At 34.1% G+C, this 17139-nt stretch carries 11 protein-coding genes, 4 tRNA genes, 1 rRNA gene and 1 pseudogene; 10 read left to right on the forward strand and 7 right to left on the reverse strand.

Annotated features, from left to right (window positions below):
- Nucleotides 1-15: 15 nt before the first annotated feature.
- Nucleotides 16-4512, reverse strand: coding sequence for a translocation/assembly module TamB domain-containing protein (locus C245_RS0116195; protein ID WP_035746847.1), 4497 nt, complete (start codon nucleotides 4510-4512; stop codon nucleotides 16-18).
- A gap of 206 nt (nucleotides 4513-4718) precedes the next feature.
- Between C245_RS0116195 and tsaD the strand changes: the two genes are divergently transcribed.
- From tsaD to C245_RS23190, 8 genes are all read left to right on the forward strand, one after another.
- Entirely contained in the window at nucleotides 4719-5741 is a 1023-nt protein-coding gene (gene tsaD / locus C245_RS0116200; RefSeq protein WP_017497663.1) for a tRNA (adenosine(37)-N6)-threonylcarbamoyltransferase complex transferase subunit TsaD, read from the forward strand.
- A 2-nt stretch (nucleotides 5742-5743) separates the two neighbouring features.
- Nucleotides 5744-6451, forward strand: a complete 708-nt coding sequence (locus tag C245_RS0116205) for a 16S rRNA (uracil(1498)-N(3))-methyltransferase (RefSeq protein ID WP_017497664.1) — start codon at nucleotides 5744-5746, stop codon at nucleotides 6449-6451.
- Nucleotides 6452-6600: 149 nt separating this feature from the next.
- Entirely contained in the window at nucleotides 6601-7239 is a 639-nt protein-coding gene (locus tag C245_RS0116215; protein WP_017497665.1) for a DUF4159 domain-containing protein, read from the forward strand.
- 10 nt (nucleotides 7240-7249) lie between these two features.
- Nucleotides 7250-7747: a TrmH family RNA methyltransferase gene (locus tag C245_RS0116220; protein WP_017497666.1), complete on the forward strand. Its 498-nt coding sequence runs from the start codon at nucleotides 7250-7252 to the stop codon at nucleotides 7745-7747.
- 457 nt (nucleotides 7748-8204) lie between these two features.
- Nucleotides 8205-9155, forward strand: a complete 951-nt coding sequence (locus C245_RS0116225) for a zinc metalloprotease (protein ID WP_017497667.1) — start codon at nucleotides 8205-8207, stop codon at nucleotides 9153-9155.
- A 116-nt stretch (nucleotides 9156-9271) separates the two neighbouring features.
- On the forward strand, nucleotides 9272-10363 hold the full coding sequence (locus tag C245_RS0116230) for an AI-2E family transporter (RefSeq protein WP_017497668.1): 1092 nt from the start codon (nucleotides 9272-9274) through the stop codon (nucleotides 10361-10363).
- A 2-nt stretch (nucleotides 10364-10365) separates the two neighbouring features.
- Entirely contained in the window at nucleotides 10366-11547 is a 1182-nt protein-coding gene (locus tag C245_RS0116235) for a class I SAM-dependent methyltransferase (RefSeq protein WP_017497669.1), read from the forward strand.
- 2 nt (nucleotides 11548-11549) lie between these two features.
- Nucleotides 11550-12053 carry a hypothetical protein gene (locus tag C245_RS23190; RefSeq protein ID WP_232424375.1) on the forward strand — a complete coding sequence of 168 codons (504 nt, stop codon included), beginning with the start codon at nucleotides 11550-11552 and terminating at the stop codon, nucleotides 12051-12053.
- 64 nt (nucleotides 12054-12117) lie between these two features.
- Here C245_RS23190 and C245_RS23195 read toward each other — a convergent pair.
- A pseudogene (locus C245_RS23195) lies at nucleotides 12118-12784 on the reverse strand (M15 family metallopeptidase).
- Nucleotides 12785-13213: 429 nt separating this feature from the next.
- Here C245_RS23195 and C245_RS0116250 point away from each other — a divergent pair.
- Together C245_RS0116250 and C245_RS0116255 are read left to right on the forward strand one after the other, a co-directional pair.
- Nucleotides 13214-13951 (forward strand): hypothetical protein, encoded by a 738-nt coding sequence (locus tag C245_RS0116250; protein WP_017497670.1) that lies wholly within the window; start codon nucleotides 13214-13216, stop codon nucleotides 13949-13951.
- Nucleotides 13952-14377: 426 nt separating this feature from the next.
- Nucleotides 14378-15922 (forward strand): hypothetical protein, encoded by a 1545-nt coding sequence (locus tag C245_RS0116255; protein WP_017497671.1) that lies wholly within the window; start codon nucleotides 14378-14380, stop codon nucleotides 15920-15922.
- Between the two features lie 449 nt (nucleotides 15923-16371).
- Here C245_RS0116255 and C245_RS0116260 read toward each other — a convergent pair.
- The 5 genes from C245_RS0116260 to rrf all read right to left on the reverse strand — a co-directional run bounded on the left by C245_RS0116260 (nucleotide 16372) and on the right by rrf (nucleotide 17086).
- Nucleotides 16372-16444, reverse strand: a tRNA-Gly gene (locus tag C245_RS0116260).
- A gap of 49 nt (nucleotides 16445-16493) precedes the next feature.
- Nucleotides 16494-16567, reverse strand: a tRNA-Arg gene (locus tag C245_RS0116265).
- Nucleotides 16568-16736: 169 nt separating this feature from the next.
- Nucleotides 16737-16822 (reverse strand) — tRNA-Leu (locus C245_RS0116270).
- A gap of 6 nt (nucleotides 16823-16828) precedes the next feature.
- Nucleotides 16829-16901, reverse strand: a tRNA-Phe gene (locus C245_RS0116275).
- Nucleotides 16902-16976: 75 nt separating this feature from the next.
- Nucleotides 16977-17086, reverse strand: a 5S ribosomal RNA gene (gene rrf, locus C245_RS0116280).
- Between the last annotated feature and the right edge of the window lie 53 nt (nucleotides 17087-17139).

Here is a 17139-nt window from a genome sequence, read left to right on the forward strand (position 1 = left end):
TTTTTAACAAATCTTCTAAAAGTCATTGTCAGGAATTAATCCTTCGTTATTTATGGGTGGAGGAACTTTTGGTTCTTCTTTTTTCTCTTTCTTCTCTTCCTTCTTTTTGTTCTTATCTGCGTTCTTTTTATTCGAGAAATTAACAAAATCAGGATTTAGATTGTTGTCCTGCAAATCGTTTGTAGAATTTTTGATCGCTCTTTCCAGCTTATGATTTTTGAAAATTTTATTTACCAGCTCGCTAAAAGTATCAAAATCCACTTCATACGAAATACCAACACCTTGTGTATACCCAATCCCTTGTCCTATATAATTGATATCGTTTTCTTTATTAAACAAACGAAGATTCATTGATCCGTCCTCATTAACTCTGTACAAGATTTCGATATCTCCAACAATAGCAGATTCATTTACTCCACCTACCGGAACTCCAAGTTTTCCGTTGATTGTAATTCTTTCATTGATCTGACCGGATATATTCGCCACAAACTGTCCATCGGCTTCTTGCCCAAGTCTTTTATCAGCTGAGATATAATTCAAATCGATATTGACCTTATCATTATCTGATTTTATAATACCTCCTAACAAACTGGAAGCGGTTTCGGTTAAGGTTCCTGAAAAATCACCCTGACTAAATCCGTCTGTACTCATAAACGAACCTGTAGAAAGTAAATATAAGGCCTGAGTCTGACGAATGTCTTTATCGTCTAACTTATATTGTATCTCTGATTTAAGCACGGTACTGACAGAAGGAAACTGTATGTCAAAATTAGGTTCCGGACTGGCCAAGTCTCCACGCAATCCGATTACCACTTCGACCGGTACTTTTTTATTGAATGAAGAAGTATTGTCTAACAGTACTGCCGGATTTGCAGTTGTTTTATAGACGGCTTCCAGATTCAATTGTGCTTTCATCGGGTTTCCTTCCCAAATAATAGATCCTCCTTTTTTAACGGAGAATTTTTTATCAATTAAACCACCGTATTTAAAATTATAAGTTCCTTCGTATGCCTGGAAATCCCCCCACATATTAAATTTACCCAGTGTATTAATTTTAAACAACAGCGATCCGTATCCTTTTCCTTTCATACCATGTCCGGAACTTCGATCTAAAATTACCTCTACCTCGGCATCGGGAGTAATATCAAAATCAAACTCCAGTTCCAATCCGTTGTAATTCTTGGTCTTTTCAAGTATACCATTTGCCAGATTGTACTTTTCCTGTGGTGTTACAAAATGAATCCAGCTACTCTCTCCAACACTTTGTGTATTGTTTATTGGAATCTTAACCTGAGTCCCTTTTTCTGATTTCGCTTCTACTTTTATAAACAATCCTTCTGTAGGACCTTTAATACTGGCAGTACCATTTATAAAAGCCGTACCAAAATAAGCGGCATCTTCACTGTCTTTAGTATCCAGAGCAAGCAATCGTTTAGACGTAATATTTAAATCCAGCTTCCAGTCGCCAAAATTATGGTGTTCTATACTACCGTTCAACAACCCTTTTGTCCCATATTTGGTATCAGTCAGCTGATTGTTTCTAAACAGAAATTTTTCATCTGTTAAATCAATCACGGTACGATCGCTTAATTCGTAATCTGTATTCAGGTATGGAATGGTCATCCCGGCTTTCTCCACATACAAACGTCCGTTAATTTCAGGTTTTTTCAGATTCCCCACCACGGCGGCATTCCCTGAAACCGATCCTCTAACATTAGAAAGCACATCACCTCCAACTGTTCCTAAAGTCGCCAGATTAAATCCTTCAAGTTTCAAACTCAAATCTAAAAAGGTCTCCTTATTTTCAACCGCAAAAGTTCCTTCTGCTTTAAACGATTCTGTAAATCCGTTTTGAATAGAGGAATTGATTGTGAATTTTTTAAAACTTTCATCTCCCGCAATATCAAAATTAAGCGTACCTAAATCCGTTTTATTCAGATTCAGATGATCAATCACAATAGAGGCCGTGGGCTGATAAACATCTTTATTCTGTTTGTAATTTACATTTCCATTTAAATTACCATTAAATACGAACTTAGAATTAAAAGGTGTTATTTTATTAATATCCACATCTTCAAAATTCAACACCAAATCTTTATAATCTTTCCCTTTTATGACACCATTCAAATCTATTTTCTGATTCTCATGAGACAATACAATATTATCAATAGTGAAATTTTTAAAGTACTGATCAAAAACAATCTGATTGTCTTTTTCAGCATCTTCATTTAAATACCATAAATAGTCTTTAAATTTCATCTCAGACTTCTTAATCCCTATGATATTGTTTTTATTTTTATCGATAGTATGATAGAGATCCAGATTATAATAATCTTCCCCTTTATCCCCTCCTTTAAATTCAGATCGTACAAACAGAGTATCTTTGGCCGTAACGTTAATCAAATTAAAATCGCGTACTTTATAATATGGTGTTTTAATACTATCCAGCTCTACATAAGCATTATAAAGCGTATTTTTATTATCGATTGTAATTCGAATATTGTCAAAGGTATTTTTGGCAGCGACAATTTTTTCGGAATTAAACTTGAATTTAAACTCCTGAAGATCCGAATCAATTTTTCCTCTCACTGTGGTACTTGAATCAATTTTGATGTCCGGATATAACATCTCCACTATCTTATCGTACACATGAAAGTTGAAACGTAAAAATTGCCCTTTCTTAAGTTTGTAAGGCTTATAATTGGTATACAAACTTCCCACTGAATTCATGACCAGCTTGTCCAGTTGTGCAAACTGAAACTTACCTACTATTTCACCCTTTACTACGTCATTAGAACCAATAGTAATTGTTCGCAGTTTATCGGCATCAAAATGTGAGTTGATTGTAAGATCATCAAAAACATAGGTGTCCTGAGGATTTTGATACACAGCCTCTTTGATCGAAATCGTTCCCTGTAAATTCTCTATCGAATTTCCGGTCACTGCTACAACGGCATCTCCTCTAAAATGCGAAATAGAATCGTTTATAAATTTAAGTTTACGCAAATCGGCATTGTCTACGTTAATATGAAAATCATAGCGATTTTCACGCTTACTTAAATCGACCATTCCATCAAACAGTAAACTTAAATTTGGATCATTTATAGAAACCTGTCCTTTATAATAAGGCAATTTAAAATTACCGTTTACAACAATATTATTGTAGGTGTATTTATTGTAATCTAATTTTGCGATATCTCCTTTAACAATGGTATTGAGGTATTTTTCGGTAAACCCTACTCCGTCTACATCTACATTCAAAGTCGTTCTTCCAATATCTTTGCGATTCAATACCGCACCAATATTAAAATTCTCCAGGATTACATTTCCGGAATACGAGGCTTTGTCAATAAAATCAATATTATTCATGTGCAAATCGACCTGACCGTTACCTAAATCGGTAATCATTTTAAAATCGGTTTCTAAGGCTGTAGTCGAAACTTTTGCTTTTCCAACGATATTGAATTTACCAATTCGTCGTAATTCCTTTGGAAGTGTTTTACCCAAAATACCCGGCAATAAAACCACCAGATTATCGTAACTCGAAACCAGTCTTTCGAACTTCCCATCCATAGAAAACTTCTGTGTTTTGCTTCCTAAAAGATTCTTGAAGTTAATGGTTCCAAAGATTCTTGAACCATTAGTATCACTCAATCTAAGACGTCTTAAATTAAGATCATTCAAGGTTCCTTTTATTTTTGTTTTAATTTTAAAATGCTGGTTTTTTCCCAAGCCATCATAAAAATAACGAATATCATTTGACGCAATGGAAGCAGAATCTAAAGCTACATCAAACTTTACTTTATCGGTAAAATGTAGAAAATCCTCAATTTTATAGTTTAAAATCGCTTTTCCGTAAATAGATGATCTTTTAGTCTTTATCGCCAGATTTTCAACCTTGATCTGCTTTTTAGTGTAACTGAACTTCCCAGCAAAGTTTGACACATACAATCCTCGGTGATCTAAGAAAGAAAATCGGTGAATATTTGTATTTATATCCGGTCCGTATAACTTAAACTCGCTGATGTACGCATTCAATTTTTTAAAATCAAGAAATCTTGGCGTGTTTTTATTCTCATCCACAACAGAAAAAGCCCCCTGAGATATGTAAGCATTCTTGGCTGTCAGCAAAAAGTGCTTGTTGGATTTTGGTGTTTTTTTTCCTGTTTCAAACAGCTTAATAAACTTGTTGATATTATTCTCGTCTTCGTTTTTATACGTTTTGAGATTAAAAATCATACCGGTCAGCCGAATATCTCCAAAAAGCAAATCACCATCTAATAATCTTTTAATGCTAAGAATATCAGTGGTAATTATATCAGAATAGATTAAAGTCTTCTTATGATGGTCGCGAATCAGAACCTTCTTGAGTTTAACACCTCCAAAAATATTTATGGCAACTTTTTCAACACTAATATCAGTCTTAAAATCAGTATTTAAAGATTCTGTAACGTATCTCGCTATTTTGGTCTGAACCACAGGTAAAGCCAAGATGATAGCAAGTGCTAACAAAAGTAAAATTAAACCAATTAGGGTTCGGGATATTATTTTCTTTACTTTTCTGATAGCTGCTATATTTTAGTTTTCTTTTAAATTTACTTTGAACAGACAAAGAACGGCTGTTTTTGATAAAAATTCTTTAATTTTGGCTTCTCCTTATAATAAAAGAAAATCAAATATTTGATTCGTCAAATATAATTCAAAAATCGTGCTTTTATATGCAAAATTCAGAGGTTTTTATTCTAGCCATCGAAAGTTCATGCGATGATACTGCTGCCGCGGTCCTACATAACGACAAAGTACTCTCAAATGTTGTGGCCAATCAGTTAATTCACAATCAATATGGAGGTGTTGTTCCTGAATTAGCTTCAAGAGCACACCAGCAAAATATTGTTCCGGTAATTGATGCCGCACTTCGTAAGGCAAATGTACAAAAAGATCAACTAACTGCTATCGCTTTTACGCAAGGTCCGGGCTTAATGGGATCTTTATTAGTAGGCAGTTCTTTTAGTAAATCATTGTCGTTAGCGCTCAAAATTCCGCTAATTGCTGTAAATCATATGCATGCCCATATTTTAGCACATTTTATCGATGAAGAAGGGTTTGATAAACCGGAATTTCCTTTTCTGGCGCTCACCATCAGCGGGGGGCATACTCAAATTGTTAAAGTAAACGGTTTTTTTGATATGGAAATTATTGGCGAAACTACTGATGATGCCGTTGGCGAAGCCTTTGACAAGAGTGCCAAAATCCTTGGACTTCCTTATCCGGGCGGGCCGCTGATCGACAAATATGCAAAATTAGGAAATCCAAAAGCCTTTACTTTTACCAAACCAAAAGTACCGGGACTTGACTTTAGTTTCTCCGGACTAAAAACGGCCATCTTGTATTTTATTCAAAAAAATAAACTTGAAAATCCTAATTTTATCGAAGAGAACCTGAATGATATTTGCGCTTCCATTCAACATACCATTATCGAAATTTTGATGGACAAATTGAAATTAGCGGTAAAAGAAACCGGAATCAAACAAATTGCTATTGGCGGAGGAGTTTCGGCTAATTCAGGCATCAGAACCCGATTGAAAGAAAGCGAAGGCCAATACGGATGGAAAACCTTCATTCCAAAATTTGAATATACTACCGACAATGCCGCCATGATAGGAATTGTGGGGTATCAAAAATATTTATCAAAACGTTTCGAAACTTCAGCAGTAGTTTCGAAAGCGCGAATTCAATTTTAATTATGCAATTATTTTACAATCCTGATATCGACGAATCTACAGAACGCTTTTCTTTTGACAAAGAAGAAAGCCGTCATATTATAAAAGTTTTACGCAAAAAAGATTCCGATATTCTACACGTAACCAATGGTTCGGGCTTGTTGTTTGAAACCCAAATTACTTTAGCATCAGACAATAAATGTATAGTAGAAGTCATTTCGATCAAAAAATCGTCTGCTCCAAAATTCAGACTGCATTTAGCGGTTGCACCAACCAAAATGAATGATCGTTTTGAATGGTTTTTGGAAAAAGCTACGGAAATAGGAATTCAGGAAATCACCCCTATTTTTTGTGATCGTTCAGAAAGAAAAGTAATTAATCCGGAGCGTTTTGAAAAGATTATTTTATCGGCAATGAAACAATCCAACGAAACCTATCTGCCTAAATTAAATGAAGCTATTTCGTTTAAAGAATTCATCAAACAAAAAAACGATGGTCTGCAATTGATAGCGCATTGTGAAGAAACCGATAAAAAATCTTTAAAGGAAGTTTTGAAACCCAATGAAAGTGTAACCCTGCTTATTGGCCCGGAAGGAGACTTTTCTGAAAAAGAAATTGCACTGGCGTTAGAACACAAATTCCAACCCGTTACTTTAGGAAATACTCGATTGCGAACGGAGACTGCTGCAATTGTAGCTTGTCATAGTGTTGTGTTTTTTAATGAAAATTAAACCCGGTATTGTTAAATTGTTTAATCGTTTATTTGTTTTGCTGTTTAACCGAAAATTTGAAATTGTTTAAATTTACCGCTTATAGTTATCCCCATAATTCATAACTCATAACTCATACCCCATAACTCACATCCCACGACTTAAATGATATGAAAAAAATATTTCTATTATTACTATTGGTTTCTGTTTCTTCCTTTTCACAGGAGATTGCGTTGTTAAAATATAGCGGTGGCGGTGATTGGTATGCCAATCCAACATCATTACCTAATTTAATTAAGTTTTGCAACGCTAACATCAATACGAGAATAAAAGCAAAACCATCAACAGTAGAACCGAGTAATCCGGATCTGCTCTCTTATCCGTTTGTTCATATGACGGGACATGGAAATGTTGTTTTTAGCGATGCTGATGCAAGTAATCTTAGAAATTATTTAAATGGTGGTGGTTTTCTGCATATTGACGACAATTACGGAATGGATCAATACATCCGAAAAGAGATTAAAAAAGTATTTCCAAACAATAACTTAATCGAAATTCCGGCCAATCATCCCATATTCCAGAAACCTTTCCCGTTTCCAAATGGTCTTCCAAAAATCCACGAACATGACGGAACACGTGCTCAGGCCTTTGGTATCTTTGTCGAAAACAAATTGGTATTACTCTATACTTATGAATGTGACTTAGGAGATGGCTGGGAAGATCCCGAAGTACACAATGACCCTGCTCCGGTTAGAGACAAAGCCTTAAAAATGGGAGCCAACATTATCAATTATATTTTTACCAATTAAATTTTAGAAGGTGCAGCTTACTCACGAAGAAAATCAATTTGAACGAAAAACATTTCCGATAACATTGGTTTGTGATCACATTTATTTTCAGCAGAATATTGGTTCTCTTTTTAGAATCAGTGAGGCATTTGGAGTAGAGAATATCATTTTTTTAGGGAAAGATATTCCGTTAACTCCCCGAAAAATCAACAAAACTTCACGAAGTACACATCTTCATGTAGCCCACACCATCATTGAAGAAACAGCCGATCTGGCGGACTATCTGCTTCAAAATAATTTTGAAATTATTGCTTTAGAGATCGCAAGCAACAGTAAACCGCTAAGAGAAGTTCTAATTCCTGAAAATCAAAAAATTGCACTTTTAATTGGAAGTGAGATTAACGGAATCTCTGAAGAGCTTTTAAAAATTTCAAACCAAATTGTACACATCAATATGTTTGGAAAGAACAGCAGTATGAATGTTGTACAAGCGGCAAGTATTGCCCTTTATGAAATTACTTCTTTTTAATTTTTTTCACATTTTAAATCTCAAGTATACAACTTATTTTGATGCTACCTTTTGTTGTTTCTTCCGGATTTACTCCAAATGAAGAAATACCAGGAATTATTGTTTGACATGTAAGACAGTCGGATAGAATTTCATGGCTAATTTGATTCAAAATTACCATTAATTTAACAGTTATTCTTACGTATAAATACTTACGAAAATTTCACTCTGTAATATTTGTCAAAAAAATCTTCTATAAACGATAAAAATCGACGCAATAACATTCTCAAAAACAGCATTGTACGAAATTACTTCTTAATTATTTTTGCTATTTTTTTGTAAGAACTAGATTGTACAAGGGTTTGTAAAATTCTCACAAATAATATTATGTAAATATTTTGTTACAATAATTTTTTTGTTATAAAATTGCATTATAATTAACCAAAACAAATTTTTTATAACAAAAACCCAAGTTATTATGAAAAAAATCATTGTTACTGCATTTACAGCATTAGTGCTGTTTTCTTGCCAAAACGACCAATCAGAATCTGCGGATTCAAAAGTTGAAGCTATTGCACATCGCGGATGCGCAAGTCAGGAAGTTTTAGAAGCTCAACTGAAAGCTGATCCAACTTTAGCAATCAGAATGAACGAAATCAATGCTTTCACTGAAAATGCAATCCTTACCAAACGTCTTGTAAATGGTAAAATTGAAATTCCGGTCGTAGTTAATGTTCTTTACAGAACTGCAGCAGAAAACATTTCTAATGCGCAAATTCAAACACAAATTGATGTCTTAAATAAAGATTTCAATGCCTTAAATTCAGATTACAATAGTGTACCAGCTCTTTTTTCTGGTGTAAAAGCAAATGTTGGAATTACATTCGTTTTAGATCAGGTAATTAGAAAATCTACTACCAAAACTTCATGGGGAACAAGCGATGCTATGAAGAAAACAGCTCAAGGTGGTCTTGCACCAACTTCTCCAACAACAAAACTAAACATGTGGTCTTGCACTATTGGAGGAGGTATTTTAGGTTATGCACAATTTCCTGGAGGAGCTGCTGCTACAGACGGAGTTGTTGTTGACCCGAAATATTTTGGTCTTTCCGGAGCAGCAAATGCACCGTTTAACTTAGGAAGAACAGCTACTCACGAAGTAGGACACTGGATGAACTTACGTCACATCTGGGGAGATGCTACTTGTGGAAGCGATTTAGTTTCAGATACTCCTACACACAACACTGCAAACTATGGTGTACCGGCTTATCCTCACTATAGCACTTGTTCAGGAACTCCAGTTGAAATGACAATGAACTATATGGATTACGTTGATGACAACGCTATGTATATGTTCTCTCAAGGACAAAAAAGCAGAATGGCTGCGATATTTGTTACCGGAGGTCCAAGAGCTTCTTTTGGAATCTAATACCAAACAAGTATAAAAAACAAACTGAAAAGCGGGATGGCAACATCCCGCTTTTTTTTGTTTACTTCAAAAATTTCAAAAGCTTTTTTCCTATATTTATCATCTAAAACCGAATCATGATAACATCGAAAACAATATCTAACGGAATTTTGCGAGCTTTAACAACAATCCTGATTGTCGCAGCTGTCCTATATTTTCTATACCAAATCCAGACTGTAATTGTCTATCTGTGTATTTCGCTGTTATTGTGTTTAATTGCCAATCCGTTAATTCAATTTTTAAAGAATAAATTAAAGTTCAGTAATTCACTGGCTGCAACTACAGCGCTAATCTTATTCATACTTGCAATTGTTGGTTTTATTCTACTGTTTGTGCCGTTAATCATTTCGCAAGCCAATAATTTATCCTTACTTGATACTCAAAATCTGCAACAGCAATTTCTCGAAACAGAACGCAGTATTGAAAATTATTTTAATATCCAGCATCTGGATCTTGATAAGGTTTTAAAAGAATCCAAAATCACATCTATAATCGATTTCAGCTACTTTACTGGTTTCCTGAATTCAATTATCGGCTTCATGGCCAATATGGGAATGGGATTGGTATCTGTATTTTTTATAACCTTTTTCTTTATCAAAGATCAGGATGCCTTTAAAGTTAGTGCCCGAAAAATTCTTCCTGACACCAATGAAGACAAAATCTTAAATTCAATAACCAAAATAAACCATTTTCTGACCCGTTATTTTATTGGGCTATTACTGCAGCTAACGGTTGTATTCATCCTGTATTTAATTGTTTTGATGATTTTTGGAAATAAAAATGCCTTTGTTATTGCCTTTTTATGTGCCATCTTGAATATTATTCCATACATAGGACCAATTATAGGAACCATACTCGCGGGACTTTTAACAATGATTAGTATGATCGGAAGTGATTTTCAATCGGAAATACTTCCTAAAACAATCTATGTACTTATAGGGTTTCTGTTGGTTCAGGCTATTGATAACAACATCAGTCAACCCATAATCTCATCAAAAAGCGTAAATTCGCACCCGTTAGAAATATTCCTGATTACTTTAATCAGTGGAATTACTTTTGGGATTGTTGGGATGATTATTGCCATTCCGGCCTTTACCATGGTGAAAGTAATTTTAAAAGAATTTTTTCCTGACAACAAAATTGTTTCTGTATTAACCGAAAGAATATAACATTGAATACTGCTATTTTAGCCCCAAACATTCAGGAATTCATAACTCAAAATAGTGGTGTCCCGATTACAAAATTAGCGCTTCAGAAAAATCCATTTCCTGAAATAGACTGGATTGTACTTTTAAATCAGATTGAAGCAAAATCGAAAGCAAAAGACAAGTTGCCTACCTGGTTTGCTGCCGAAAATATTATTTATCCCTCTAAAATATCGGTTGAACAAACTTCATCCGAAAGAACTGCCGCTTACAAAGCATCTTTAATTTCCGGAGAAAGCTTAATTGATCTTACAGGAGGTTTTGGTGTGGATGATTACTATTTCTCTCAAAAATTCAAAAACATAGCGCATTGCGAAATAAATAACGATTTATCGGCAATTGTAAAACATAATTTCAAACAGCTTAAAGTCGAAAACTGTACTTTCTATGCTGATGATTCTACTTCAGTTTTAAATCAATTCAATAAAAAGTGGGATTGGATTTATATTGATCCGTCCCGTAGAAATGACGCTAAAGGTAAAGTTTTTATGCTGAAAGACTGCTTACCCAATGTTCCTGATTTGCTAAATTTTTACTTTGAGAAAACAGAATCCATTTTAATAAAAACGGCTCCGCTATTAGATCTTTCTGCAGGATTATCGGAACTTCAATTTGTTAAAAACATCCATATTATTGCTCTTGAAAACGAAGTAAAAGAATTGCTTTTTGAGATTCATAAAAATTATTCCGGCGAAATCACCATAAAAACGGCCAATATTCTGAAAGATAAAATCGAGACTTTTGATTTTATTTTAGGAAACGAAATTGGTTTTCCTTCTTACGAGCTTCCTCAAAAATACGTTTACGAGCCCAATTCGGCTATTATGAAATCAGGAGGATTCGATGAAGTAAGTACTATTTTTAAGATCAACAAACTTCATAAACATTCTCATCTCTATACCTCAGAAACTTTAATCGAGTTTCCCGGACGACGTTTTGAAATCGAAAAAACAATCTCATACAGTAAGAATGAGATGAAAATTGAACTTGCCAATCAGCAGGCCAATATCACAACGCGAAACTTTCCGGACACGGTAGAAAACATTCGAAAAAAATGGAAAATAAAAAACGGCGGAAATTTGTATTGTTTTTTTACAACTGATAAAAATGATAACAAAATAGTTTTAATTTGCAGAAAAATAACTTAAAAATGAAACAACTAATTACACTAACCTTTTTATTACTAACCTTAACCGCCTTTGCACAAAAACCATGTGAATACAGTGCGAATGTTACCGACTCCTTAGGGACTTATAAAGTAACAAACGACTACATGATCAGCGAAAAATACTTTGGAGGCACTTTTGATTATGTTTTCTTCGCGCTGGCACAAACTGACGGTCTGCCGACCTTAAATTTACAACTTATCCAAAAAAGTAAAGATTTTATAAAAGCCAACTGCTTTGATAAAAATTCAAAAGTTTTTTTACAATTAGAAAACGGGAAAATCGTAACATTAATTCATATTGATAAAGAAAGCTGTGGTACACTTATTCATGACGAAAAAGGGTTCGATAATCGCATCAATACGGGAATTTTTATGTTCATGAAAGAAGGTTTTGAAGAGCTCAAAAAAATCCCCTGTTTCAATTATGCGTATAAAATATCTGACCAATATAGAAGATTACATTGTAAAAAGAGAATTAACCTCTGAACTCAACGGTAAAGTTTACCATCCGAATACTTACTTCATGGAAAACATAAGATGTGTTGAATAATTAATCACATTTCCACTTTTGGTTCGAGACTTTATCCTTTAAACCTGTCTTTAAATTATAATGCCACCACTCCGAATCAAAAGAATTGAATCCGTTTTTGATCATCACTCTTTTTAAATATTTTCGATTTGCTTTGACTGACACTGGAAATTTTTTATAATTATGACTGGCCTCGATGCCAAAAAAGTCAAAATTAGTACCCATTTCCAGCTCCTCTCCCTTAGCATTTACTAAAGTAATATCAACGGCTCCTCCTTTATTATGGATGGAGCCTTTTTTTTGGATCTGCCACATACTCCGGATTCGATACAATCTCCCACATCTTTTTCTGAATGGACAGAGGCCTATAACAGTCGAAAAGTTTTATTCTACAACCATCCTTGATAAAATCATTATTTGCTGCTATCAGAGCTTTTACCGTTTTATAGCGCAGCAAACATTCGGCACAGTCGTAAACTTTAGCCTTCAAAAAATTATCTTCAGTAGCATATTTCATATCATAAACGAAATCGCTACTGTAATCTTTCAAATTCACAAAAGTCGTATCGGCAATTTCTTCATTATCCTCAGATGAATAGGATTCATTTTGAGCATTTGAAGAAAGTCCATAAAAGAAAAGACAAAACAGAAATAGTAAAGTATGAGCGGAAGACGAACTTAATTTCATGACATATATATATTGTAAGAAGTAAATATAAACAAAACCACGCAAGGTAATCCAATCAAACTTCTAAATCTAACCTGTCTGCATAATATTTTCCTTTGCTCCCTTGCCTTTTAACACTCTAAAAACTAACCTGACAGCATGATAAGACGGGTGTTGCAATTTTTCCAGAACAGGTATTGCCTGAAATTCTAATAACAAAATTTAACAAAACCATAAAACGTTAGTAATTAATTATTTACATTTTTTTTCTTCAAAATAAAAAATTGTCAATGTTCTATTTATTCGATTAACTCAACAATTAACCTTTGTGGCAGTAAAAAAACATATTGGAAAGCTTAAAATTCTTATATTTACTTTTTACCTAGCCGAATAACACTATGAACACAATCGATTCCACCTGTTATGCTAGTTCAAAATTAAGCAGTCAAGATGGAGAAATATACAGCAGAAACCACACCCTTAACACTAGACGGACATCTAACATGGGATAGTAAACTAAAAAAAGCCGATTTATTACCAGATCCCCAATCCCGTTTAGATTCTGTTTACATGAAAGAAAGACCCCTTTCTGATTCCGGCATTCCATTTAGAGATCAAACAGATATTTCCAGTAAGAAAAAAAGCATTAGCCAACTTATCGATAAACTCGATGTCGAAACCAATATTAGATATCAAAGGACAGTAGAAGATACCTACTGTAATGTTTACTCTTATGATTATTGCTATTTCAGCGGCGTTTATCTCCCAACTGTTTGGTGGACTGAAGAAGCACTTGAAAAAATAGCGCAAGGAAAGGAAGTGGAAGCTGTTTTTGAGCAAACTGTTGAACGCATTTACTCCAGTGCCATACACGATTGGTTTCTAAAATGGGGACCTCAGTTTGGCTGGGAAAGAATGTTTACTCCCGATGAAATTCAAAACAAAGTAAATACCAATGGTGGAATAGGAATAATTTGTGCCAAAAGAAGAGAAAAAGGACTATCTGGTCATATCGTTCCCGTTGTTCCTGAAACAAATTTAAATCTGGCCTATCGAGAGAATGGCGTAGTGCTATATCCCCTGCAATCACAGGCAGGAAAACTTAATTATAATTATTTTTCAGAAGTTAGAAAAGACTGGTGGAATGACGAATTATACTCCTCCTACGTATTTTATTACCATGAATAAATAAAAAGAATACCTTCAATTCTCCGAATGACCAAACATTACTGATTTACAACCTTTTAACTGTTTGGAAATAACATAATAAAGAACTACTTTCGCAACCTGAAAAAAACAGAAATCGCAAGAGTTGTAATTCGCCTATACGCTTACTTAAATCATTGATAAAAAGACAATTAACAAGAATAATAATTTTATACCCTCATTATAAAATTATTTAATCAATTTTTCAATCGATACAAGTGTACAACTTCCCAGACTACTATTAATTCATACCATTTTACAAACAAAACAAAGCTTTTTTAAGAGATGCAAACCATTAGGTCTTATCTGTTAAAAGATCTTACGACTCAGAATTTCAGTAGATGAACTTCTTATTTTAGCATAAAAATAAACACTTTAAAACAACCTTAAAAAAGAAAATTAGTATAAATGAAAGACAATCAGACAAAAAAATATTTTTGGGGAATTGGATTAGAAAACGAAACCTACATGCAATTTGAAGAATCCCTAATAGTTTCTGGTGAATTTATACAAAAAAAAATTGGGTTTGAAAAATACAGCATTGACTATCGAAAATGCTACAAACCAGAAAGTTTGGCACCTGTACTTAAAAAAGCTTTTGACACAAACGAGAACTATAAAGTGAGCAGAATGATGAACAGTCATTCGCTGGAAAAACTGGATATAAACTATCAGCATAAAACATTATCCCCAGTAAAATCATTGGTTCCTACTGCCGAATCCACTGAAGCAAATCCACAACCACTTGAAAATCCTGAATATCTTGGGAAATCTATTATGGAACTTTTCCTTGAAGATCAACCTTACAATATTCAAAGCATGATTACCCAAAGAAACAAAACTATGGGATCTGTTCATTTCGATGGTGATTCTATAGAATTTGTAACTAAATATTTTGAAAATCGAACAATAGCTGATTCATGCAAAGAATTAAAGGCAACCAAAAAGTTATTTCTTGATAAAATTAATGACTCAGCAATACTTGATGGTAAATTAAATTTTCCAGATTACAACAATGGCCTTAACATGTTTATGACCAACCAGGAAAATCTCGTTTTGTTTAATAACGGAACATATCATTTTCACATTACCTTACCCTCGCTAACAAAAGACAGCCGGATTCTCGATTATAGTGATTTTAATAAAACACATGCCAATGCTATTTATTTATTGCAATGGTTCGAGCCTTTTTTTATCGCCACCCTTGGAAGTCCTGATATTATGGGGGTGATAAGCAACACCTATAGTTTGGACAAGAAATTTACTCTAGGTTCTATGAGAAATGCCATGTCACGCTACATCGGTGTAGGAACTTTTAATAAAGCAATGCCTAAGGGCAAAATTTTAACCTATAAAGTGGATGACTTTAGAAAATTGCTAAAATTCAAAAAAGAAGATAATATTTGGTGGCGCGATCAGATTGAGACAGAAATGGAGTACGAATTACTTTCTGAAGTGGGTCTGGATTTTAATCAGGAGAAAATGTACCAAAGCGGTTTTGAATTCAGAAGTTTTGATGAATTTCCGGCAGAATACTTAAATGATGTTCTTTTTTCGATTATTCTAATTTGCGAACATTCCTTAAATCTGCCTGACGTTCAATGGGGACACGATAGTGAGATTTGGAACAATTTAGTATTCAAGACCTTAAAAACTGGCTATCTAACTGAAATCAATGAGACTGAAAAGGACACAATCCTAACCTTATTGCAATTACTAAATCCATCAGATAGTAATTATAATGAACTAAAATCCGAATTTGAAGGCATTGTTATACTGGATCAGTTTTTCTTTAAGATTTTGGCCGTTTTACACGATAAATACAAAGACAATAACGTCTGCTTGGATCTTATGTACGGAAAAAAAACAAGTTCACCTCCAAAATGGAATAACTTTAATAAATATCAAACCGAAAAACATCTACAACAAATAGGAGTGTTTATTGAGAATTAAAAGAAGCATTCTTAAAATACCATCAAACTTTATACAAAAGCTAAAGTTGTATAAAGTTTGTTTTTTTTAGCTACAAGATTTGATATGTCAGCCTACAATTATTGATTTCATAAAAGAATATTCTTTAAAACCTTTAGCTTTTCTATTTCCAAACAAAGTAAGATCATTCACCCTATCTAAACCTTTTTTACTTCTCCTGGTCTATTCTCGATTCGATTATTGGCCAGTGGCTTAATCTGCCAGATTAGCGCTGTCACGATCTCTTGTTATTCTCTACTAGAACTATTTACTTTATTACAATGACTGAAACCATTACTAATGTTTATCTCCACATAGCTTAGTTTTTCAAAATTACAACCTTTTAAACCTGATCCACTTTGTATCGATTCTGAACTATGTAGTTGAAAATGATATAAAACAAAAAAGCCACTCGGCTAGAATGGCTTTTGTGAACGCAGAAGGATTCGAACCTTCGACCGTCCCGATTGGAAATCCGGATGCTCTATCCTGCTGAGCTGCGTTAATAAAACCACTTAAAACAAAAAAGCCACTCGGTTAGAGTGGCTTCTTGTGAACGCAGAAGGATTCGAACCTTCGACCGCCTGCTTAGAAGGCAGGTGCTCTATCCAGCTGAGCTATGCGTCCAATATTTTTTAATTATCCAGGTCTTTCACAACTTTGGATTAATTATATCCTTACTTTTTTTTCGATTAAAATAATGCGCTCTTATTATAAAGTTCATTACAAATGACCAGCATTCTTTATTTTTATTCGAAAAAAAACTTCAACTAGTAAAACCAGTTGAAGTTTTTAGTACTCAGAGCGGGACTTGAACCCGCACGAACATTGCTGTTCACTGGATTTTAAGTCCAGCGTGTCTACCAATTTCACCATCCGAGCATTATGTGGTACCTCCAGGGATCGAACCAGGGACACATGGATTTTCAGTCCATTGCTCTACCATCTGAGCTAAGGTACCTTTTTTATTTAAATTTTCATTTAAACAAAATTAGAATAAAAAACCCCGTTTTATTACGAACAGGGTTCTTCAAAAGAAAGGCGACGACATACTCTCCCACATAACTGCAGTACCATCTGCGCAGGCGGGCTTAACTTCTCTGTTCGGTATGGGAAGAGGTGAGCCCCGCCGCAATAACCACCTTAAGGCTGTTAGTTGCTTGGGCAACTTTTTAATTGACAATTGATAATTAACAACT

The sequence above is a fragment of the Flavobacterium sp. WG21 genome (genome assembly GCF_000335775.1).
GTDB lineage: Bacteria > Bacteroidota > Bacteroidia > Flavobacteriales > Flavobacteriaceae > Flavobacterium > Flavobacterium tructae.

Bases quoted from the DNA above. Each gene is read 5' to 3' on its own strand.
- tsaD (WP_017497663.1), top strand. From the start codon at position 4,719: ATGCAAAATTCAGAGGTTTTTATTCTAGCCATCGAAAGTTCATGCGAT.
- C245_RS0116205 (WP_017497664.1), top strand. From the start codon at position 5,744: ATGCAATTATTTTACAATCCTGATATCGACGAATCTACAGAACGCTTT.
- C245_RS0116215 (WP_017497665.1), top strand. From the start codon at position 6,601: ATGAAAAAAATATTTCTATTATTACTATTGGTTTCTGTTTCTTCCTTT.
- C245_RS0116225 (WP_017497667.1), top strand. From the start codon at position 8,205: ATGAAAAAAATCATTGTTACTGCATTTACAGCATTAGTGCTGTTTTCT.
- C245_RS0116230 (WP_017497668.1), top strand. From the start codon at position 9,272: ATGATAACATCGAAAACAATATCTAACGGAATTTTGCGAGCTTTAACA.
- C245_RS23190 (WP_232424375.1), top strand. From the start codon at position 11,550: ATGAAACAACTAATTACACTAACCTTTTTATTACTAACCTTAACCGCC.
- C245_RS0116250 (WP_017497670.1), top strand. From the start codon at position 13,214: ATGGAGAAATATACAGCAGAAACCACACCCTTAACACTAGACGGACAT.
- C245_RS0116255 (WP_017497671.1), top strand. From the start codon at position 14,378: ATGAAAGACAATCAGACAAAAAAATATTTTTGGGGAATTGGATTAGAA.